This is a genomic window from Kitasatospora sp. NE20-6 (assembly GCF_045862635.1).
This window is the reverse complement of sequence record NZ_BPRL01000038.1, coordinates 91,021-109,434: the sequence shown is the minus strand read 5'-3', so window position 1 is coordinate 109,434 and position 18,414 is coordinate 91,021. Positions and strand designations below refer to the sequence as shown.

The following is an 18,414-nucleotide window of genomic DNA, read 5'->3' as shown; positions in this document are numbered from 1 at the left end:
CGTTGACACTCCGATAACGTGTCAGGATTCCCTCAACCAACTCAGCGGTCTGACGACAGGAAGCCCAGAACCCCATGAGCGACAGTCACTCCCCCCACGGCTTCGACCTGGTGCGCCGTGGGTACGAGCGCGCCCAGGTCGACGAGCGGATCACCAAGCTGGTGGCCGACCGGGACAGCGCGCTGTCCCGCATCGGTGCGCTGGAGAAGCGCATCGAGGAGCTTCACCTGGAGACGCAGACCGCGCAGGCCGCGGTGACGGAGTCCGAGCCGTCCTACGCCGGCCTCGGCGCCCGCGTGGAGAAGATCCTCCGCCTCGCGGAGGAGGAGGCGAAGGACCTGCGCGACGAGGCGCACCGCGCCGCCGAGCAGCACCGCGAGCTGGCCGAGGCCGCCGCGCAGCAGGTCCGTTCCGAGGCGGAGAACTACGCCAAGGACCGCAAGGCCAAGGCCGAGGACGAGGGTCTGCGGATCGTCGACAAGGCCAAGAGCGACTCCGCGCAGCTGCGTGCCGAGGCCAACAAGGACGCGCAGAACAAGCGCGAGGAGGCGGACGCCCTCTTCGAGGAGACCCGCACCAAGGCCGCGCAGGCCGCGCTGGAGTTCGAGACCAACCTGGCGAAGCGCCGCGAGCAGTCCGAGCGCGACCTGGCGGCCCGCCAGGCGAAGGCCGAGAAGCGCCTCGCCGAGATCGAGCACCGCGCCGAGCAGCTCCGCCTGGAGGCCGAGAAGCTCCGCACGGACGCCGAGCGCCGGGCCCGCCAGACGGTGGAGACCGCGCAGCGCCAGGCCGAGGACATCGTCGCCGACGCGAACGCGAAGGCCGACCGGGTGCGCAGCGAGTCCGAGCGCGAGCTGGCGGCGCTCACCAACCGCCGCGACTCGATCAACGCGCAGCTCACCAACGTGCGCGAGATGCTCGCCACGCTGACCGGTGCGGCCGTGGCCGCGGCCACCCTGCCCTCCGACGACGGCCTGGGCGTCCCGGCGCAGCAGTCGCGCTGACGCCGTACCGCTGACGCGGCATCACCGGAGCGGCCCCCGCCTCACGGCGGGGGCCGCTCCGCCGTTCACCGGACCGTCACCGGTCCTTCCGTCCGAATCCGCGCGCCGGACGGGCCGCGGGGCGCAGGCTGGTGCGCCATGCGACTCTCCCGTATCGCCCCGCTCGCGGCGGCCGTGCTGGCCCTGACCGCCCCTGCGACCGCATCTGCCGCCGACCTGCCGACCGACCTGCCGGCCCCGCGGCACGACGGCAGCTGGACGTACCGCTCCCCCGCCCCGATCGGCGCGGGGCTGGGCCTGGGCGGCTTCAGCGACCTCGTTCCGGCCGACTCCTCCGGCCGGGAGTTCTGGACGGTGACCGACCGCGGCCCGAACGCCGACGCCGCGGTGGACACCGACAAGATCTTCCTCAAGCCCGACTACACCCCGCAGATCCTGCGCATCCGGCTCGGCCGCGACGGCGGCATCGAGATCGTCCGCCGCATCCCGCTGCGCGTCCCGGCGGGGCGGACCGACCCGGTCACCGGCACCCGCTACCTGACCGGTCTGCCGCCGGCCGCGCTGACCGCCGAGCGTCCGGTCGGCCTCGCGGGCGACGTCCTGCCGAACGACCCGTACGGGCTCGACAGCGAGGGCCTGGTGCGGCTGCGTGACGGCTCGTTCTGGATCAGCAGCGAGTACGGCTCCAGCCTGCTGCACTTCTCCGCCTCCGGTGTGCTCGACACCGTGCTGGTGCCCGCCGGGTCGGCGTACACCGCGCCGGGCGTGCGGGTGCTGGCGATCCTGCCGGCCGTCGAGGCCAAGCAGAAGAGCAACAAGGGCCTGGAGGGCCTGACGGTCTCCGCGGACGGCCGCACGCTGTACGCCGCGCAGCAGACGCAGCTCTCCAACCCGGACTCGAAGGCCGCGAAGAAGTCGCGGGTGCAGCGGGTCTTCCGGATCGACGTCTCGCGGAGCACCCCGAGGCTCACCGGCGAGTTCGCGTTCGCCCGCGAGGCGGACAGCGCGACGGACGGCGGCTGGTCGACCTCGGCGATCAGCTGGCTCGGCCCGGACCGGCTGCTGGTCGAGGAGCGGGACGGCCTGCGGCCGACGGTCTGGACGCGGCTCTCCGAGGTCGACTTCGGTCGGGCCACCAACCTGCTCGGCAGCCGCTGGGACGACCCGGCGACCGTGCCCGCGCTGGAGCTGGACGCCTCCTCGGTGGTGCTGGGTGCGAAGCGGCCGGTGTTCGACGCCGCGGCGGCGGGCCTGACGAACGGCAAGATCGAGGGCATCTCGGTGCTGCCGGGCCGCCGGGGCACCGTCGAGCTGTTCCTCGTCGGCGACAACGACTTCGGCGTGGGCGCGGTCGAGAACGGCGTGGTCGTGCCGAACGGCGCGGTGAGCCGGGTCGACCGCTACACCCTGCCGGCCGGCGCGGTCGTCCTGGACCGCCGCTGAGGCAGGGCCGGGGCGGGCTCCCTGCGCGCGCCCGCCCCGGCCCGGACCCCTGGGGGCCGGGTCAGCCGCGGACGCGCTTGAGCAGCGCCCGGACGGCCGCGTTGAACGTCTCCGGGGCCTCCAGCGAGCTCAGGTGGCCGACGGCGGGGATGACGGTCAGCTCGGCGTCCGGCAGGGCCGCGGTCATCAGCCGGGCCTCGGCGAGCGGGGTGACGGTGTCCGCCTCGCCGACGATCACCGCGGCCGGCACCCGGACCCCGGCGAGCACCTCCAGCGAGTCGCCGCGGGCGGCCATCGCCCGCTGTGCCCAGGCGACGGCGGCGGGCGGCGCCTCGGCGATCATCGCGCGGACGTGGGCGACGAGGTCGGGGTCGGTGGCCGGGCCGAGCAGCCCCTCCTCGATCTTCTCCTCGGCGAGGATGCCCACGCTGCGGCGGGCCTCGACGGCGCGGGCGATGCGCTCGCGGTTGGCGCGGGCCTGCTCGGTGTCGGGGGTGGCCTTGGTGTCGGCGAGCACGAGGCCGGCGAGGCGGTCGCCGTGGCGGCGGGCGAAGGCCATCGCCGCGTAGCCGCCCATGGACAGGCCGCCGAGGACGGCGCGCTCGATCCCGAGGCCGTCCAGCAGGCGGGCGACGTCGTCGGCGACCGCGTCGAGCGAGGGTTCGTCGTCGCCGAGCGGCGCGCTGCCGAAGCCCCGCTGGTCGGGCACGATCACGCGGGCCGCCTCGCCGGCCGGGCCGGGCAGCCGGTCCAGCTGGCAGGCCCACATCCGGGCGGAGAGCGGGAAGGCGTGCAGCAGGACGAGCGGGGTTCCGGTGCCGTTCTCGGGCGCGGCCGGGGCGCTGGGGAGGGTCATACCGCCACCGTATTGCGGCTCGCCGAGCCGGTGCAGCCATCGCAAGCATTTGTCCCCTTTGTCATAGCCTGACGGGGACGAGGGAGCGGACATGATCGAGCTGCACGAGCTGACGAAACGTTACGGCGACACCCTGGCCGTCGACCGCCTGAGCTTCCAGGTCCCCCGCGGTGTCGTCACCGGGTTCCTGGGCCCGAACGGCGCCGGCAAATCCACCACGATGCGCATGATCCTCGGCCTGGACCGGCCCACCGCCGGGCAGGTCACCCTGGACGGCCGCCGGTACGGGCAGGTGAACGACCCCCTCCGGTACATCGGCGCCCTGCTGGAGGCCAAGGCCGTGCACCCGGGCCGCACCGCCCGCGACCACCTGCTGTGGATGGCGCAGAGCAACGGGCTGCCGGTCGGCCGGGTCGACGCGGTGCTGGAGATGGTCGGGCTCACCGCGGTCGCCCGCAAGCGCGCCCGCGGCTTCTCCCTCGGCATGAGCCAGCGGCTCGGCATCGCCTCCGCGCTGCTGGGCGACCCGGAGATCCTCATGTTCGACGAGCCGGTCAACGGGCTCGACCCGGAGGGCATCCTGTGGATCCGCACCCTCATGAAGGGCCTCGCCACCGAGGGCCGCACCGTCTTCGTCTCGTCGCACCTGATGAGCGAGATGGCCCTGACCGCCGATCACCTCGTCGTCATCGGCCGCGGCCGGCTCCTCGCCGACCTGCCGATGGCCGACTTCATCAAGCAGAACTCCCGCTCCGCGGTGCGCATCCGCACCCCGCAGCCCGAACTCCTGCTGGACGCCCTGCACCGGGCCGGTCTCGGCGCCGAGCCGGGCCCCGACGGCGCGTACGAGGTGCCCGACGGCGACCTCGCCTTCCTCGGCGACCTCGCCACCGAGCACCGCATCACCCTGCACGAACTCAGCCCGCAGCAGGCCTCGCTGGAGGAGGCCTTCATGCAGATGACCGCGGAGTCGGTGGAGTACCACGCCGGCGCGGGCGGGCAGCCGGCCGACCGTCCAGCCGGCCCCGCATCCGCACCCGCGCCCGCGCCCGGCCCCGCGCCCGCCTGGGGCGCCGACTGGCAGGCCCGCGGCACGAAGAAGGAGAACTGAGCATGGCCGCCTTCCCCGCCGTCCTGCAGTCCGAGTGGACCAAGCTCCGCACCGTCCGCTCGACGGCGTGGACGCTCGCCCCCGCCTTCGTCGCGACCGTCGGCCTCGGCGCCCTCATCACCACCCTGGCCAACCACAACTTCGACGACTTCGCCCCGGAGGGCTCGCCCTTCGACGCCACCGGCACCGCCTTCGCCGGCATCATCCTCGGCGAGATCGCCATGGTGGTCTTCGGGGTCCTGGCGATCGGCAACGAGTACAGCAGCGGCATGATCAGGGTGTCGCTGGCGGCCGTGCCGCAGCGCGTCACGCTGCTCGCCGGGAAGGCCGTGGTGGTCTGCGCGCTCGCGCTGGCCGTGTCGCTCGTGACGGTCTTCACCGCCTTCTTCCTCGGGCAGGCCCTGCTCGGCGGCCACAGCGTCGGCATCGGCGACCCGCACGTGCTGCGCGCGGTGTTCGGCGCGGCCGGGTACCTGACGATGATCTGCCTGTTCTCGGCGGGCGTGACGACCATGCTGCACAACCAGACGCTGGCGCTCGGCGTGCTGGTGCCGTTCTTCTTCCTGCTGTCGCCGATCCTGAGCGCCGTGCCGAAGGTGAAGTCGGTGGCGCACTACTTCCCCGACTACGCGGGCCAGCGGATGTTCCTCGTCTACCAGGAGTCGGGCCAGCCCTACGGCCCGGGCACGGGCTTCGCCGTCTGCCTGGTCTGGACGCTCGCCGCACTCGCCGGCGGCGCGCTGGTGCTCCGCGGCCGCGACGCCTGAGCGGGCCGCCCGCGCCGTCGGTGCCGCCCCGGGCGGTGCCGGCGGCGGATCAGTACTTCGGCGCCCCGCGGCCGCGCAGCAGGCCCGCCCCGCGGCGCTCCCTCGCCCCCCAGCAGGCCCGGTGCCAGTGCCGCCGGTCCTCGACCCCCGCGCCGAGGTCCGGCCAGGCGACGACGTGCCCGACGCCCGGCGGGATCTCCTGGTCGCAGCCCGGGCAGCGGTAGAACCGGCCCGGCGACCCGGCGACGGTCTGCACGACCCACTCCTCGCCCCGGTAGCTCTCGGTGCGGCGCAGCGAGCCGCCGAACGGGGCCGCGGGCGGCTGCTCGCCGTCGCCGGAACTGCTGACTCGATTGCGACGGGGCGACACGACAACCACCTCTCGGCCGGGCACGGAACACCTCCAGGGTACGGGCCGGGCGGGCCGCCGGTGTGCCACTATCACGACATCGAAAGGCACTCCGGTGTTTCTCCCGAGATCCACCCGATCTCCTGGGAAATTGGTGGAACGACGTGCCGTTGGCACATGACATCGGCTACTCACAAGGTGAGGCAGCGGAGTTCGCAGCCCCTGCGCACTCCCGAGGAGGCCCCCGATGACCCAGACCACCCAGCGGCCCGCCGCCGACGGGCCGGCCGGCACCGCCGCGCCCGAGCCCGCTCCGACGGCCGGCGGCAGCCGTTCCGCGGACACCGACCGGATCCGGGTCGGCGCGTTCCTGCTCTCGGCGCAGTTCCCCGGGCAGGGCCACGGCGAGGTGCTGCAGCGCACGGTCGACGCGGCGGTCGCCGCGGAGCGGGCCGGGCTGGACGCGGTCTGGCTCGCCGAGCACCACTTCGTGCCGTACGGCGTCTGCCCGGACGCGGCGACCCTCGCCGCGATGCTCCTCGGGCGCACCCGGCGGATCGGGATCGGCACCGCGGTCAGCGTGCTGTCGACGGTGCACCCGGTGGCCCTCGGCGAGCGGGCGGCCCTGCTGCACCTCACCTCGGGCGGGCGGTTCACCCTCGGGGTGGGCCGCGGCGGGCCGTGGATCGACCTGGACGTCTTCGGCACCGGTGTGGCGGCGTTCGAGTCGGGCTTCCCGGAGCGGCTCGACCTGCTGCTGCGGTGGCTGCGCGGCTCCCGGGTGGGCGCGGACGGGCCGCAGTTCAGCTTCCCGGAGGTCGCGGTGGTGCCCCGCGCGAGCGAGCCGGCCCGGCTGCCGGACCTCGCCGACTGGCTGGGGCTAGGGGGCGAGGACCGCGAGGGCGGGCCGCTGCGGCACTTCCCGCGGCAGCGCCAGGAGGTCGGCGCCCTCCCGGCGGCCGGCCCGCCGGTGGTGGTCGCCTGCACCTCCCCGGGCGGTGTCCGCACGGCCGCCGAGCGCGGTCTGCCGATGCTCCTCGGCATGCACTCCGGCGACGACGACAAGCAGCAGATGCTCGCCGCCTACCGGGACGCCTGGCGGGCCTGCGGGCGCGGCGAGGAGCAGCTGGCCGCGGTCGAGCGGGAGCACGTCGCGGCGGGTGTGGCCCAGGTCGACGACCGGACGTCCGCGGCCCGCGCCAGCCTGCTCCGGGCGATGCCCGGCTGGTTCGAGTACGGGCTCGGCGCGCACCGCACCGTCGACGGCCGCGAGCGCCGGATGCGCGACCCGCACGCGTACACCGAACTCCTCTGCGACCTGCACGCGGTGGGCACGCCGCAGCAGTGCGCGGACCGGCTGCTCGCCACCGCCGAGCGGACCGGCATCCGCCGGTTCGCCCTGCTCGCGGAGGGGTCCGGCGACCGGGCGGCGACCCTGGACAACATCGCCCGGCTCGGCCGCGAGGTCCTCCCCCGGCTGGGCTGACGCCCGCGCTCCGCGGGGCCGCCCGGCACCGGTGCGCCGGACGGCCCCGCGGACGGTGTCAGCAGTCCCGCAGCTCGGGCGACTGGTTGAGCAGCTGGGCACGGACGGACGTGAAGCGCCTGTACCGCTCCTCGTTCTTCTCGGACGGTGCGAACACCGCCACCCGGTGGCAGTTCTGGAACGCCAGCTGCACCCCGAAGTGCCGCTGCAGGGCACCCCGGATCGCGTCGCTGGCCATCGCGCGGAGGAGCTGGCCGCGGGCCTGCTCACTCGGCGGCGGGACGTGGTTGTCGGCGAAGTCGGTGCCGTCGACCTTGGTCTGGGCAACCAGCGAGCTGATCAGCTCCCAGGCGTACGGAAGGGAGGTGCGGACGCAGTCGACGAACTCCCTCTCGTCGACCTCGCCTCTCTCGGCCATCTCGAGCAGGGCCGGTGAGACGTCGAGCGACATGGGTTCTCCTCTCGCGGTCCACCACGGCGCGGCCCGCCGGGGTGGTCGTGCGTTGGTACCGGTGGTGCGGCGGTGCGGACAGGACGCGTCCGCGGACTCCTGGCGCGGGTGACCGACCTGACGGCCGGTCGGCTCGGCAGTGGACCGGGGTGCACCCGGGGCGCCCTGTCCTGGGCTCCGCGGGTGCGTCGACAGCATGGGGCGGGTGGCGATCGGGCGCACGAACGACACCCGGGCAGGCGTCGACGCCGGAACACGTGGTCGCGCAGGGCGACGGACGCTCACACCAGAGTGACAGGCGATTGCTCAGCGCGACGGCAGAATCCGTCGAATATCATCAGGTTCGGCCCCGACCGACCCAGATTGGCCGGATCGTGTCGGAGTGTTCGTCCCGCGTTCCCCGCCCGTCGGACGACCACCGGCCGTCGCGGGCAGGCGGAGGCCGCGTGCACGGCGTGTGACCGTACGAACACCATGGTTCGCCGTTCACGCGGATTCTTCACCCCGTCGTCGCGGAATCGCATCAACTGGCCCCGGTGGGCTAGCGTGGTCGACCGTGCGTCTCGTAATTGCCCGCTGCTCGGTCGACTATGCCGGTCGGCTCTCCGCCCATCTCCCGTCCGCCACCCGGCTCATCCTGGTGAAGGCCGACGGGAGCGTCAGCATCCATGCCGACGACCGCGCCTACAAGCCGCTCAACTGGATGTCGCCGCCCTGCACGCTCAAGGAGGCGGGCGACACCTGGACGGTCGTCAACAAGGCCGGTGAGAAGCTGATCATCTCCCTGGAGGAGGTGCTGCACGACTCCTCGCACGAGCTCGGGGTCGATCCCGGTCTCGTGAAGGACGGCGTGGAGGCCCATCTCCAGGAGCTGCTCGCCGACCGCATGGAGGTGCTCGGCAGCGGCTGGTCGCTGATCCGCCGCGAGTACCCGACGGCGATCGGCCCCGTCGACATCCTGTGCCGCGACTCCGACGGCACGACGATCGCCGTCGAGATCAAGCGCCGCGGCGAGATCGACGGCGTCGAGCAGCTCACCCGCTACCTCGAACTCCTCAACCGCGACCCGCTGCTGGCCCCGGTCAGGGGTGTGTTCGCGGCCCAGGAGATCAAGCCCCAGGCCCGCGTCCTCGCCACCGACCGCGGCATCGGCTGCGTCGTGCTCGACTACGACGAGCTGCGCGGCATCGACGGCGACAAGCTCAAGCTCTTCTGACCCCTGCTCCGGCCCGGGCACCACGGCGGTGACCCGGGCGGGGCGGCGGTACCCGCCCGGACCGCCCGCCTACGGCGAGACGGAGACGCTGGCGCTCGGCGAGTCACTGGGCGACGGGTCCGTGGTCGGGCTGCTGCTCGACGGGACCGGCGACGGCGAGCCGGGCCTGGTCGAGCTGGACGTCGTACCGGTCGGCGGGGTGGTCCGCGTCGTCGCCGTGCTGCCCGGCTTCGTCGAGGCGGGCTTCTTCGTCCCCGTGGCGCCCGGCTGGGCCGGAGCCTCGCCGGTCGCCGTGCCGGACGGGCTCGCGACCGGGCTCTCCGACGGCGCGGACGGGCCCGGGGACGTGGTGGCCACGGGAAGGGTGCCGGCACCGCCGTCCCCGCCGGTCGACCCGGAGTCGACCGAGCTGCTGCCGGGCCCGATGGTGCTGGGGCCGGCCGGATCCCCGCCGCCCACGGTGAGGCCCACCGCGGTGCCGAGCACGCCGAGGGCGACCACGGCCGCCGCTGCGGCGATCACCGTACGCCGGGTGTCACCGCTCCTGCGGATGCTGCGGAACCGCTGCGGCACCTGCGCGATGACCCGGATGACGGGCCGCCGGCCGACCGGCGGGAGTTCCTGCTCGCCCGCGGTCAGCTGCCGCGTGCCGGCCCGGAGGAGGTCGAGCATCCGGCGCCCGGCGGCGCCGGTCCGCGGGTCGCCGAACGCGGCCCGCAGCGCGACCGCGGACTCCAGCTCGGCCAGCGCCCGCTGGTCGGCCCCGGTGCACAGGGCCAGCACACCGAGCTCGTGGTGGAACCACGCCTCCTCGACGGCGACCCGCAGGACCCTCGCGGCCTCCAGGCCGAGCTTGAGGACCCGCTCCCAGGCGCCCCAGCGCAGGGACAGCGCCAGCGCCGGGGCGGCCGCCCTGGCGAGCCGCAGGACGGCCTCCGGGCGGCCCGCCTCGCGGTCGGCGACGAGCGCGCCGACGACGACCTCGGCCTCGGCGGCGATCTGCTCGATCGTCACGGACCCGTGCCCGACCCACCAGGAGAAGTGCTCGGCGGCGCCGTACGCGACGGTGCCGGGGTCGAAGCGGGGGGCGAGCAGCTCGGTGGCGCCGGTGGTGAGCCGGTGGTGGCCTCCGATGGACACCGCCAGCCCGACGTCGACGAGTTCGCGCAGCGCGCTCTCGCCGAGGCCGACGTCGATGAGCGCCGGGAGGTGCGGCGCGGTGGGGCACTCGCCGCCGAAGGCGAGCGCCAGCCGCAGGACGGCCTGGGCCGGCTCGCTGAGCCCCTCCGCCAGCCGGACGGCGGGCGCGGCGCTCTCCGCCACGGTCGGCAGCGGCACGGTGCGGCGGAGCTCACCCTCCAGCACGGCCGGGTCGTCCGGCTCCTCGATCTCCTTGACGAGGCCGAACACGTGGTGGCGGTCCTCCTGCGCGGCGACGAGCGTGTCGACCGCGAGGTCGCGCTGGCGCAGCAGGGCGGCGGCCTGGACGAAGCGCAGCGGCAGCCCCTCGGACTCGAACCAGAGGTCGACGGCCCAGGCCCGTTCGGAGTCGTCGAGCTGACGGCCCGCCAGGCGGCCGACGAGGGAGAGGCAGGCGCTGCGGGAGAGGCCGGCGACGAGGTGGTCCTCCAGCCGGGCGCCGGGCGGCATCGCGGGGCTGCCGGGCGGGGCGCTGACCAGGAAGGCGCATTCCGGTGCGGCGGCGAGCAGTTCGTCGAGTTCACGGTCGTCGACGTCGAGGTCGTCGATGACGACGACGGCGCCGACCCGGGCGAGCAGGCCGGAGAGGGTCCGCGGGTCCGGCCGGAAGCCGGGCGCGTGGTGGGTGGCGGCGAAGAGGTCCTGCTGGAGGTCGGGGCCGGTGCGGTGGTGCCCGCTGAGGCGGACCACGCCGTCCGGGGCGATGCCGTCGGCGGCGTCGGCGACCGCCGCCAGCAGGGTGCTGCGGCCGGAGCCGGCCTGGCCGACGAGACGGACGGACCGGCCCTCGGCGAGCAGGGCGACGACCCGGGAGACGTCCTCCGCCCGGTCGAGCAGCGGGAGGTCCTCGGGGGCGCCGCCGAGGGCGAGCGGGCCGACGGCCGGGCTGGGGCCGAGTTCGGGGCGGTCCTGGCGGCGGCCCCGGATGCGGCGCGGTTCGGGGCGCCAGCCGTCGGGGCAGGGACGCGCCTCCGAGCCGTCCGGGCCTCCGACGGCCAGCAGGAGGTCGCCGGAGACGACCTCGCCGGTGCGGGGGCGCACGCCTTCCTGCGCGAAGTCACCGGTCGGCTGTCCCACGTTGTGCTCCACCCAGGGTCCGGCCGCCCGGCGGAAGCCGGCGGCGCTGTGGAATGGCCGCGCACCGGGGCCGTCGGGCCCGCGCAGCCGTACTTCTGAGCGCAGACTTTTCCACACTCGTGAGCCGGAGCACAGACCGGTACCCCGAAGTAACGCCGCGGGGGCGGGGACGGCGGTGCCGTCAGAGGGTGGGCAGGGCCAGCGGGCCGGTCGGCAGGGCGCCCAGGGCGGGGAGGGTGGTGCCGTACGCGTCGGGGACGGTGCCCTCGACGGCGAGGATGCGGTGCAGCCGGGTGGCGACCAGCAGGCGCTGCAGCTGGGCCGGCACGTTGCGCAGGACGAGCCTGCGGCCGATGCGGCCGGCGCGGCGGTGGGTGCCCATGATGACGCCGAGACCGGTGGCGTCCCAGAACTCCAGCCGGCCGAGGTCGAGCACGAGGTCGCCCTGGCCGCCGTCGACGGCGGAGTGCAGGAGGGCCCGGGCGTCGGCGGCGCTGCGGACGTCGAGCCGGCCCTCGATGGCCAGACCGGTGTGGTCGCCGGTGATGCGCACGCTCTCCTCCTCCGCTCGCCGTTCGGGTGGTCCGGGGCCCTGGCCGGCCGGGGCGTGGTGCTCCGCGCGCCGGTGCCGTGCCGGTGTCCCCCCTCATCTGACGGTCAACCAACTCCGCAGGTTTCTCCCCTTCGGCGGAGTCTCCGGAACTTCACCCGTCCGAGGGAATATACGCAGGAACTCCCCATACCTACGCTCGATTACCGCCCAAATCACCCGTCCGCGGCAGCATCGTGAGCAAACTCACCCGCACGGGTGCGTCGCTGTGAGGGACGGGTCACACGGCGGGCTGTACGCCGGTCGGCGCACAGCCCGCAGCGGGTCCGTCAGGCCTCGTACGGGTAGAAGCCGCGGCCGCTCTTGCGGCCGAGATCGCCCGCGGTGACCATGCGCGCCATGATCTCGGGCGGGGCGAACTTCTCGTCCTGGGTCTCGGTGTAGATGTTCCGTGCGGCGTGCAGCAGGATGTCGACGCCGGTGAGGTCGGCGGTCTGCAGCGGGCCCATCGGGTGGCCGAATCCGAGGCGGCAGGCCGTGTCGATGTCCTCCGCGCTGGCCACGCCCGACTCGTAGAGCTTCGCCGCCTCCACGACGAGCGCCGTGATCAGGCGGGTCGTGATGAAGCCGGCGACGTCGCGGTTGACGACGACGACCTCCTTGCCGACGCCCTCGGCGAAGGCGCGGGCCGCGGCCAGCGTCGCGTCGGAGGTCTTGTAGCCGCGCACGAGCTCGACGAGGCGCATCAGCGGCACCGGGGAGAAGAAGTGCACGCCGACGACGCTCTCGGGGCGCCCGGTGGCGGCGGCGATCCGGGTGATCGGGATGGCGGAGGTGTTGGACGCCAGCACCGCGCCCTCCTTCGCGACCTTGTCGAGTTCGCGGAAGACGCCTTCCTTGACGTCGAGCTGCTCGAAGACCGCCTCGACGACGATGTCGGCGTCGGCGACCGCCCCGAGGTCGGTGGTGGTGGTGATCAGCCCGAGGGCCGCCTCGGCCTCGTCCGCGGTCATCCGGCCCTTGCCGACGAACTTCGCGTACGACGCCCGGATGCCGTCCAGGCCGCGCTGCAGTGCGGCGTCGGTGACGTCCCGCAGCACCACCGGGTACCCGGCCTGCGCGGACACCTGGGCGATGCCGGCGCCCATCAGGCCCGCGCCGATCACGGCGATCCGCTGGGTGGGTGCGTTGCTCATGGCTGGTCTCCCGAGTCCTGGTCCTGGCCCTCCGCCGGCCTGGGGCTCGGGGCGCTCGCTGGGGGGGCGGCCACGGGCAGGGGTCACCCGCCGGAGCCGCGCCGCTCACGGCCCGGACTCTAATGCCCGCGGACGCTCCGTGGTGAGATTGGGATGTGTGATCTGTACCCGACGCTGAGGGGTTGCGGGCGATGACCGGGGTGCATCCGCTGGTGGGCCTGGTGGTGGGCCTGGCGCTCGTCGGCGTGCTCGTGCTGCTGCGCCGGACGTACGGGCGCGGCCGGTCGCCGGTGGCCGGACGGCCCAGCGCGGGCAACCCGGACGAGTACGGTCTGCTGGTCAGCGTCGCCGCCCCGCCGGACGCGGCCGAGGCCTCCCGGATGTCCGCCCTGCTGACCGTCGAGGGCGTACGGCACACCCTGGTCGGCACCAGCGCGGGACCGCGGCTGATGGTGTGGCCGGAGGACTCGGCCCGGGCCCGCCAGGTGCTGGACCGCCGCTGACGGCCCGCCCGGTCGGGTGTCACCGGCCCGGCACGATGCCCAGCTCCTGGGCGAGCACGGCCGCCTGCACCCGGCTGCTCAGCGAGAGCTTGGCGAGGATGCGGCTCACGTGGGTCTTGGTGGTGGCCTCGGCCATGCCGAGCCGGTCCGCGATCAGGCTGTTGGACAGGCCCTCCCCCAGGCAGACCAGCACCTCGCGCTCCCGTCCGGTGAGTGCGGAGACGGCGGCCCGGGCCTCGGCGGTGTCCGTGCGGCCGGGCCGGGCGACGGAGGAGATCAGCCGCCGGGTGACGGACGGCGCGAGGGCGCCGTCGCCGCGGGCGACCGTGCGGATGCCCTCGATCAGGCTGTCCGCGTCGGCGTCCTTGAGCAGGAAGCCGGCGGCGCCCGCCCGCAGCGCGCCGAACACGTACTCGTCGAGGTCGAAGGTGGTGAGCACGAGCACCTGGGCCGCGTCCTCGGCGACGATCGCGCGGGTCGCCCCGACCCCGTCGAGCCGGGGCATCTGGATGTCCATCAGCACCACGTCGGGCCGCAGCGCCAGGGCGAGGCGGACGGCCTCCTCGCCGTCCGCGGCCTCGCCGACCACCTCGATGTCGGGGGCCGAGCCCACGATCATCACCAGCGCCGCCCGGACGGCCGCCTGGTCCTCCGCCACCAGCACCCGGATCGTCATCCGGTCTCCCCCTTCACCCCGCGCGGCAGCACCGCCCTGACCTGCCAGCGGCCCGCCACGGGCCGGGCGTCGAAACTTCCGCCCAGCAGGTGGGCGCGCTCCCCCATGCCGACCAGCCCGGCACCGGCCCCGGGCACCGCCCGCCCGGCGCCCTCCCGGTAGGGGCTGTCCACGGCGATCTCCACGGCGTCGGCCCGGTAGTCCACGCGCAGCCGGACGGTGCCGGGGGCGGCGTGCTTGACCGCGTTGGTCAGCGACTCCTGGAGGATCCGGTAGGCGGCCAGGTCGAGCGGCGCGGGGAGCCCGCCGGGATCGCCGGTGGGCTCGTAGTCGAAGGCCAGCCCCGTGCTCCGGCCCGCCTCCCGGGCCTGCGTGAGCAGGGTGTCCAGCGCCGACAGCCGCGGCGCGGCGTACGACTCGCCGGGCCGTTCGTCGCGCAGCAGGCCGATCATGCGGCGCATCTCGGCCAGCCCCTGGACGCTGTTCTCGCGGATGACCGCGAGCGCCGCCACCAACGGGTCGTCGGCGGGCCGCTGCTGACGGCGCGCCACCGACTGCGCGCCGGTGGCGTGCACGGCGATGGCCGACAGGTGGTTGGCGATGACGTCGTGCAGCTCGCGGGCCATCCTGGCGCGTTCGGCGCCGACCGCGGTACGGCGGTCGAGCTCGGCGAGGAGGGCGGTCTGCTCGGCGCGCAGCCGTTCGGACTCGGCGGCGTCCCGGTGCCGGCGGACGAGGTCGGCCGTCCACACGGGGGCGATGAAGACCAGCCCGCAGACGCCGGCCACGACCAGCGCGTCGGGCACCTCGCCGTACAGCAGGGTGAGGCCGGTGAGCACCACCGTGGTGGCACCGCCGGTGAGGTGCAGCACCCGGGACATCCGGGCGGGCCCGTACAGCACGGCCGCGTACAGCAGGTCGGTGTACATCACCACCGTCGCCAGCACCGAGCCGGTGAGCCCGCAGGCGATCAGGGCGAGCCCGCCGAGCGTGGCCGTCCACACCGTGCGGGTGCGGCGGACGAGCTCCAGGGCCGCCATGGCCAGCACCGGCAGGAGCGCCGCCCACGGCGGCACGGTGTCGTGGTGGTCGTACGCGCCGAAGGCGATCAGCAGCACGCCGGAGCAGAGCCCGGCGAGGGCGATCGCCTGGTCCTGCCGGCGCGGTGGAAGGTTCACCCTCCCATCCCACCACCCGGCGGACCCGGCGCGGGACAGCCTGCGGGGTGATCCCCGGTCCGTCGAAAGATGTACCCGCCGCCCCCTCGGCCCGCGGTTCAGCGGTTCTCGCCGGGCACCCACAGCACGTCGCCGACCTCCTTGTTGGCCGTCCGGGCCAGGATGAACAGGAGGTCGGAGAGCCGGTTGAGGTACTTCGCGGTCAGCGGGTTGACGGTGTCGCCGTGCAGGTCGATCGCCGCCCAGGTGGACCGCTCCGCGCGCCGCACGACGGTGCACGCCAGGTGGAGGTGGGCGGCGCCGGGGGTGCCGCCGGGGAGGATGAAGCTCCGCAGCTTCTCCAGCGACTCCAGGTAGTGGTCGCAGTCGGACTCCAGCCGGTCGACGTAGCCCTGCTCGACCCGCAGCGGCGGGTACTCGGGGTTCTCGGCCACCGGCGTGGCGAGGTCGGCGCCGACGTCGAAGAGGTCGTTCTGGATGCGGGTCAGCACCGCCGACACGTCGTCCGGCAGGGCGCCGGCCGCGATGGCCACGCCGATCGCGGCGTTGGCCTCGTTGGTGTCGGCGTACGCGATCAGCCGCGGGTCGGTCTTGGTGGTGCGGCTCATGTCGCCGAGGGCCGTCGTGCCGTCGTCGCCGGTGCGGGTGTAGATGCGCGTCAGGTTCACCATGGCCGCAGCCTAGCCTGCCGGTTAGGCGACGTTAACGCGCTGCCCCGGAGGGGCCGCCTCCAGCCAGGCGAGGAAGCCGGTGAGCGCGTCGTCGCTCATCGCCAGCTCCAGCGGGGAGCCGTTGTGCAGACAGCGCAGCACCACGGAGCCGGAGAGCAGGGCGAGCTCCTCCTGGCCCTCGGGGTAGCGCCGGCCGAGCACCTCGATCTCGGTGCGGGGCAGCGTCCGGCGCGGGCGGGGCGCGTACGAGAACACCCGGAACCACTCGATGGAGTCGCCGCTGTACCGGCCGATACCGAAAACCCACCCCTTGCCGTCGGTCGTGGGGACCGGGGCCGGGGTGGGTTGGCCGTTCTCGTCGAGGTCGGGCTCCGTCGAGGCGTCGGCGGGCATTTTGAGCCGGTAACTGCAGTCGAACGTTCCTCCGACGCGCTGGATGACGCGGCGGCGTACTGCGAACGCCACCAGGCCCACCACCGCGACGGCCACGACGGCCGCGCACACCACAAGGGCGAGGACCATGCTCACCGACCTCCTCGCTACCCGCGTCCCCGTGACGGCCGTGTCACCGGCCGCCCTGTCCTACCAACTGATACGACAGTCCCGGGGTCACGCTTCCGCGTCCCCGGGACCGTCGGTCGACCCCGCAGTCAGGGTCCGGTGCTCAGGCGCGGGCCTTGAGGCCGCGCGTCGCCGACAGGCGGACCTCCGCGCGGCGCTCGGCGTGCGCGTCGATCTCGGACCGTGCCGACTCCAGCGCGCGCTCGGCCCGGGCGACGTCGATCTCGTCCGCCAGCTCGGCGATCTCCGCGAGGATCGACAGCTTGTTGTCGGCGAAGGAGATGAAACCGCCGTGGACCGCGGCGACGACGGTGCCGCCGTCGGTGGTGCGGATGGTGACCGGACCGGTCTCCAGCACGCTCAGCACCGGGGTGTGACCGGGCATGATGCCGGTGTCACCGGAGGCCGTGCGGGCGACAACGATGGTGGCCGCACCGGACCACACCTTGCGGTCGGCTGCGACCAGCTCGACGTGCAGCTCAGCCAACGTGGGCTCCTAAGCTCTTGAAACCGTCGATTACTCGGCGGTTTCGGTAAGAATAACGGGCCCGCACCCCCGACATGAAACCAGGGACACGGAGATGACCGGGATCACAGCCGGTTGCGCCGTGAGGGGTGGCCCCCGAAAGCCGGGGTCCACCCCTCACGTCACTCAGCCGTCGGCCGGTCCGATCACTTCTTCAGCAGCTCGGCAGCGTTGCGCTCGAGGTCCTCGATGCCACCGCACATGAAGAACGCCTGCTCCGGGACGTGGTCGTACTTGCCGTCCGCGATCGCGTTGAAGGCCTCGATGGTCTCCGACAGCGGCACGGTCGAGCCCTCGACACCGGTGAACTGCTTCGCCACGTAGGTGTTCTGCGAGAGGAAGCGCTCGATGCGGCGGGCGCGCTGCACCGTGATCTTGTCTTCCTCGGACAGCTCGTCGATGCCGAGGATCGCGATGATGTCCTGGAGGTCCTTGTACTTCTGCAGGATCCCCTTGATACGGATGGCCGTGTCGTAGTGGTCCAGCGCGATGTAACGCGGGTCCAGGATGCGGGACGTGGAGTCCAGCGGGTCGACGGCCGGGTAGATGCCCTTCTCGGAGATCGGACGGGAGAGAACCGTCGTCGCGTCGAGGTGGGCGAAGGTGGTGGCCGGCGCCGGGTCGGTCAGGTCGTCCGCGGGGACGTAGATCGCCTGCATCGAGGTGATCGAGTGACCGCGGGTCGAGGTGATGCGCTCCTGCAGGAGGCCCATCTCGTCGGCCAGGTTCGGCTGGTAGCCCACCGCGGAGGGCATGCGGCCGAGCAGGGTCGACACCTCGGAACCGGCCTGGGTGAACCGGAAGATGTTGTCGATGAAGAGCAGGACGTCCTGCTGCTCCACGTCACGGAAGTACTCCGCCATGGTCAGCGCGGAGAGCGCGACGCGCAGACGGGTGCCCGGCGGCTCGTCCATCTGGCCGAAGACCAGCGCGGTCTTGTCCAGGACGCCCGAGTCGACCATCTCGTGGATGAGGTCGTTGCCCTCACGGGTGCGCTCACCGACACCGGCGAACACCGACACACCACCGAAGTTCTCGGCGACGCGGTAGATCATCTCCTGGATCAGAACGGTCTTGCCGACACCGGCACCACCGAACAGACCGATCTTGCCACCCTGGACGTACGGGGTGAGAAGGTCGATGACCTTGATGCCGGTCTCGAACATCTCCGTCTTGGACTCGAGGTCCTTGAACGCCGGAGCCTTGCGGTGGATCGGCCAGCGGACCTCGACCTGGGACTCGAACTCGTCCTTGTCGACGTTCAGCACCTCACCGAGGGCGTTGAAGACCTTGCCCTTGGTGATCTGGCCGACCGGCACGGAGATGGCCGAACCGGTGTCGGAGACCTGCGCGCCACGGACGAGGCCGTCGGTCGGCTGCATCGAGATGCCGCGGACCATGCCGTCGCCGAGGTGCTGCGCGACCTCAAGGGTGAGGATCTTCTTGCCCGTGCCGTCGGGGTTGTCCACCTCGACGTGCAGGGCGTTGAACATGTCCGGAATCGCGTCGACGGGGAACTCCACGTCGACGACCGGGCCGATGACCCGCGCGACGCGGCCCGTCGCCGTGGTCGGCTCAACTGTGGTGGTCATA

19 protein-coding genes are annotated in these 18,414 nt (G+C 73.6%); 7 read left to right on the top strand and 12 right to left on the bottom strand.

Going from position 1 to position 18,414, the window contains the following annotated elements; genetic code table 11:
* Window positions 1-74: 74 nt before the first annotated feature.
* Together SNE206_RS24770 and SNE206_RS24765 are read left to right on the top strand one after the other, a co-directional pair.
* Window positions 75-1,004 carry a cellulose-binding protein gene (locus SNE206_RS24770; RefSeq protein ID WP_405011542.1) on the top strand — a complete coding sequence of 310 codons (930 nt, stop codon included), beginning with the start codon at window positions 75-77 and terminating at the stop codon, window positions 1,002-1,004.
* Between the two features lie 138 nt (window positions 1,005-1,142).
* Window positions 1,143-2,447 (top strand): esterase-like activity of phytase family protein, encoded by a 1,305-nt coding sequence (locus tag SNE206_RS24765; protein ID WP_407915697.1) that lies wholly within the window; start codon window positions 1,143-1,145, stop codon window positions 2,445-2,447.
* Between the two features lie 61 nt (window positions 2,448-2,508).
* On the opposite strand, the gene SNE206_RS24760 is transcribed toward SNE206_RS24765, so the two are convergent.
* Entirely contained in the window at window positions 2,509-3,303 is a 795-nt protein-coding gene (locus SNE206_RS24760; protein ID WP_407915696.1) for an alpha/beta fold hydrolase, read from the bottom strand.
* 91 nt (window positions 3,304-3,394) lie between these two features.
* On the opposite strand from SNE206_RS24760, the gene SNE206_RS24755 reads away from it, so the two are divergent.
* Both SNE206_RS24755 and SNE206_RS24750 read left to right on the top strand, forming a co-directional pair.
* A complete protein-coding gene (locus SNE206_RS24755; protein ID WP_407915695.1) occupies window positions 3,395-4,414 on the top strand; it encodes an ABC transporter ATP-binding protein in 1,020 nt (339 codons plus the stop codon).
* A gap of 2 nt (window positions 4,415-4,416) precedes the next feature.
* On the top strand, window positions 4,417-5,181 hold the full coding sequence (locus tag SNE206_RS24750) for an ABC transporter permease (protein WP_407915694.1): 765 nt from the start codon (window positions 4,417-4,419) through the stop codon (window positions 5,179-5,181).
* Between the two features lie 49 nt (window positions 5,182-5,230).
* On the opposite strand, the gene SNE206_RS24745 is transcribed toward SNE206_RS24750, so the two are convergent.
* The gene (locus SNE206_RS24745) at window positions 5,231-5,551 is read right to left on the bottom strand and encodes an ATP/GTP-binding protein (RefSeq protein ID WP_407915693.1); all 321 of its coding nucleotides are present in this window, start codon (window positions 5,549-5,551) and stop codon (window positions 5,231-5,233) included.
* Between the two features lie 331 nt (window positions 5,552-5,882).
* On the opposite strand from SNE206_RS24745, the gene SNE206_RS24740 reads away from it, so the two are divergent.
* A complete protein-coding gene (locus SNE206_RS24740) occupies window positions 5,883-7,016 on the top strand; it encodes an LLM class flavin-dependent oxidoreductase (protein WP_407915708.1) in 1,134 nt (377 codons plus the stop codon).
* A gap of 58 nt (window positions 7,017-7,074) precedes the next feature.
* Here SNE206_RS24740 and SNE206_RS24735 read toward each other — a convergent pair whose 3' ends face one another.
* The gene (locus tag SNE206_RS24735) at window positions 7,075-7,467 is read right to left on the bottom strand and encodes an SCO5389 family protein (protein WP_407915692.1); all 393 of its coding nucleotides are present in this window, start codon (window positions 7,465-7,467) and stop codon (window positions 7,075-7,077) included.
* 556 nt (window positions 7,468-8,023) lie between these two features.
* On the opposite strand from SNE206_RS24735, the gene nucS reads away from it, so the two are divergent.
* The gene (nucS, locus tag SNE206_RS24730; protein ID WP_405011549.1) at window positions 8,024-8,683 is read left to right on the top strand and encodes an endonuclease NucS; all 660 of its coding nucleotides are present in this window, start codon (window positions 8,024-8,026) and stop codon (window positions 8,681-8,683) included.
* A gap of 69 nt (window positions 8,684-8,752) precedes the next feature.
* On the opposite strand, the gene SNE206_RS24725 is transcribed toward nucS, so the two are convergent.
* The 3 genes from SNE206_RS24725 to SNE206_RS24715 form a co-directional block, all read right to left on the bottom strand.
* Window positions 8,753-10,960, bottom strand: a complete 2,208-nt coding sequence (locus tag SNE206_RS24725; protein WP_407915691.1) for an ATP-binding protein — start codon at window positions 10,958-10,960, stop codon at window positions 8,753-8,755.
* Between the two features lie 181 nt (window positions 10,961-11,141).
* On the bottom strand, window positions 11,142-11,513 hold the full coding sequence (locus SNE206_RS24720) for an STAS domain-containing protein (protein ID WP_405011551.1): 372 nt from the start codon (window positions 11,511-11,513) through the stop codon (window positions 11,142-11,144).
* A 326-nt stretch (window positions 11,514-11,839) separates the two neighbouring features.
* Window positions 11,840-12,706 (bottom strand): 3-hydroxyacyl-CoA dehydrogenase family protein, encoded by an 867-nt coding sequence (locus SNE206_RS24715; RefSeq protein ID WP_407915690.1) that lies wholly within the window; start codon window positions 12,704-12,706, stop codon window positions 11,840-11,842.
* 191 nt (window positions 12,707-12,897) lie between these two features.
* On the opposite strand from SNE206_RS24715, the gene SNE206_RS24710 reads away from it, so the two are divergent.
* Window positions 12,898-13,209 carry a hypothetical protein gene (locus SNE206_RS24710; protein WP_407915689.1) on the top strand — a complete coding sequence of 104 codons (312 nt, stop codon included), beginning with the start codon at window positions 12,898-12,900 and terminating at the stop codon, window positions 13,207-13,209.
* A gap of 19 nt (window positions 13,210-13,228) precedes the next feature.
* Here SNE206_RS24710 and SNE206_RS24705 read toward each other — a convergent pair whose 3' ends face one another.
* From SNE206_RS24705 to atpD, 6 genes are all read right to left on the bottom strand, one after another.
* Entirely contained in the window at window positions 13,229-13,885 is a 657-nt protein-coding gene (locus tag SNE206_RS24705) for a response regulator (RefSeq protein ID WP_407915688.1), read from the bottom strand.
* A complete protein-coding gene (locus tag SNE206_RS24700) occupies window positions 13,882-15,063 on the bottom strand; it encodes a sensor histidine kinase (protein WP_407915687.1) in 1,182 nt (393 codons plus the stop codon). The genes SNE206_RS24705 and SNE206_RS24700 overlap by 4 nt, the downstream gene beginning before the upstream one ends.
* Before the next feature lie 98 nt (window positions 15,064-15,161).
* Window positions 15,162-15,734, bottom strand: coding sequence for a cob(I)yrinic acid a,c-diamide adenosyltransferase (locus tag SNE206_RS24695; protein ID WP_407915686.1), 573 nt, complete (start codon window positions 15,732-15,734; stop codon window positions 15,162-15,164).
* Window positions 15,735-15,755: 21 nt separating this feature from the next.
* Window positions 15,756-16,256 carry a DUF2550 domain-containing protein gene (locus SNE206_RS24690; protein ID WP_407915685.1) on the bottom strand — a complete coding sequence of 167 codons (501 nt, stop codon included), beginning with the start codon at window positions 16,254-16,256 and terminating at the stop codon, window positions 15,756-15,758.
* A 142-nt stretch (window positions 16,257-16,398) separates the two neighbouring features.
* Window positions 16,399-16,782 (bottom strand): F0F1 ATP synthase subunit epsilon, encoded by a 384-nt coding sequence (locus SNE206_RS24685; protein WP_407915684.1) that lies wholly within the window; start codon window positions 16,780-16,782, stop codon window positions 16,399-16,401.
* A 185-nt stretch (window positions 16,783-16,967) separates the two neighbouring features.
* Entirely contained in the window at window positions 16,968-18,413 is a 1,446-nt protein-coding gene (gene atpD / locus SNE206_RS24680) for a F0F1 ATP synthase subunit beta (RefSeq protein WP_407915683.1), read from the bottom strand.
* Between the last annotated feature and the right edge of the window lies 1 nt (window position 18,414).

Coding starts and splice junctions, on each gene's coding strand:
- SNE206_RS24715 (WP_407915690.1), bottom strand. CDS start 12,706: ATGAGCAACGCACCCACCCAGCGGATCGCCGTGATCGGCGCGGGCCTG.
- SNE206_RS24690 (WP_407915685.1), bottom strand. CDS start 16,256: ATGGTCCTCGCCCTTGTGGTGTGCGCGGCCGTCGTGGCCGTCGCGGTG.
- SNE206_RS24710 (WP_407915689.1), top strand. CDS start 12,898: ATGACCGGGGTGCATCCGCTGGTGGGCCTGGTGGTGGGCCTGGCGCTC.
- SNE206_RS24705 (WP_407915688.1), bottom strand. CDS start 13,885: ATGACGATCCGGGTGCTGGTGGCGGAGGACCAGGCGGCCGTCCGGGCG.
- SNE206_RS24695 (WP_407915686.1), bottom strand. CDS start 15,734: ATGGTGAACCTGACGCGCATCTACACCCGCACCGGCGACGACGGCACG.
- SNE206_RS24750 (WP_407915694.1), top strand. CDS start 4,417: ATGGCCGCCTTCCCCGCCGTCCTGCAGTCCGAGTGGACCAAGCTCCGC.
- SNE206_RS24735 (WP_407915692.1), bottom strand. CDS start 7,467: ATGTCGCTCGACGTCTCACCGGCCCTGCTCGAGATGGCCGAGAGAGGC.
- SNE206_RS24760 (WP_407915696.1), bottom strand. CDS start 3,303: ATGACCCTCCCCAGCGCCCCGGCCGCGCCCGAGAACGGCACCGGAACC.
- SNE206_RS24770 (WP_405011542.1), top strand. CDS start 75: ATGAGCGACAGTCACTCCCCCCACGGCTTCGACCTGGTGCGCCGTGGG.
- atpD (WP_407915683.1), bottom strand. CDS start 18,413: ATGACCACCACAGTTGAGCCGACCACGGCGACGGGCCGCGTCGCGCGG.
- SNE206_RS24755 (WP_407915695.1), top strand. CDS start 3,395: ATGATCGAGCTGCACGAGCTGACGAAACGTTACGGCGACACCCTGGCC.
- SNE206_RS24765 (WP_407915697.1), top strand. CDS start 1,143: ATGCGACTCTCCCGTATCGCCCCGCTCGCGGCGGCCGTGCTGGCCCTG.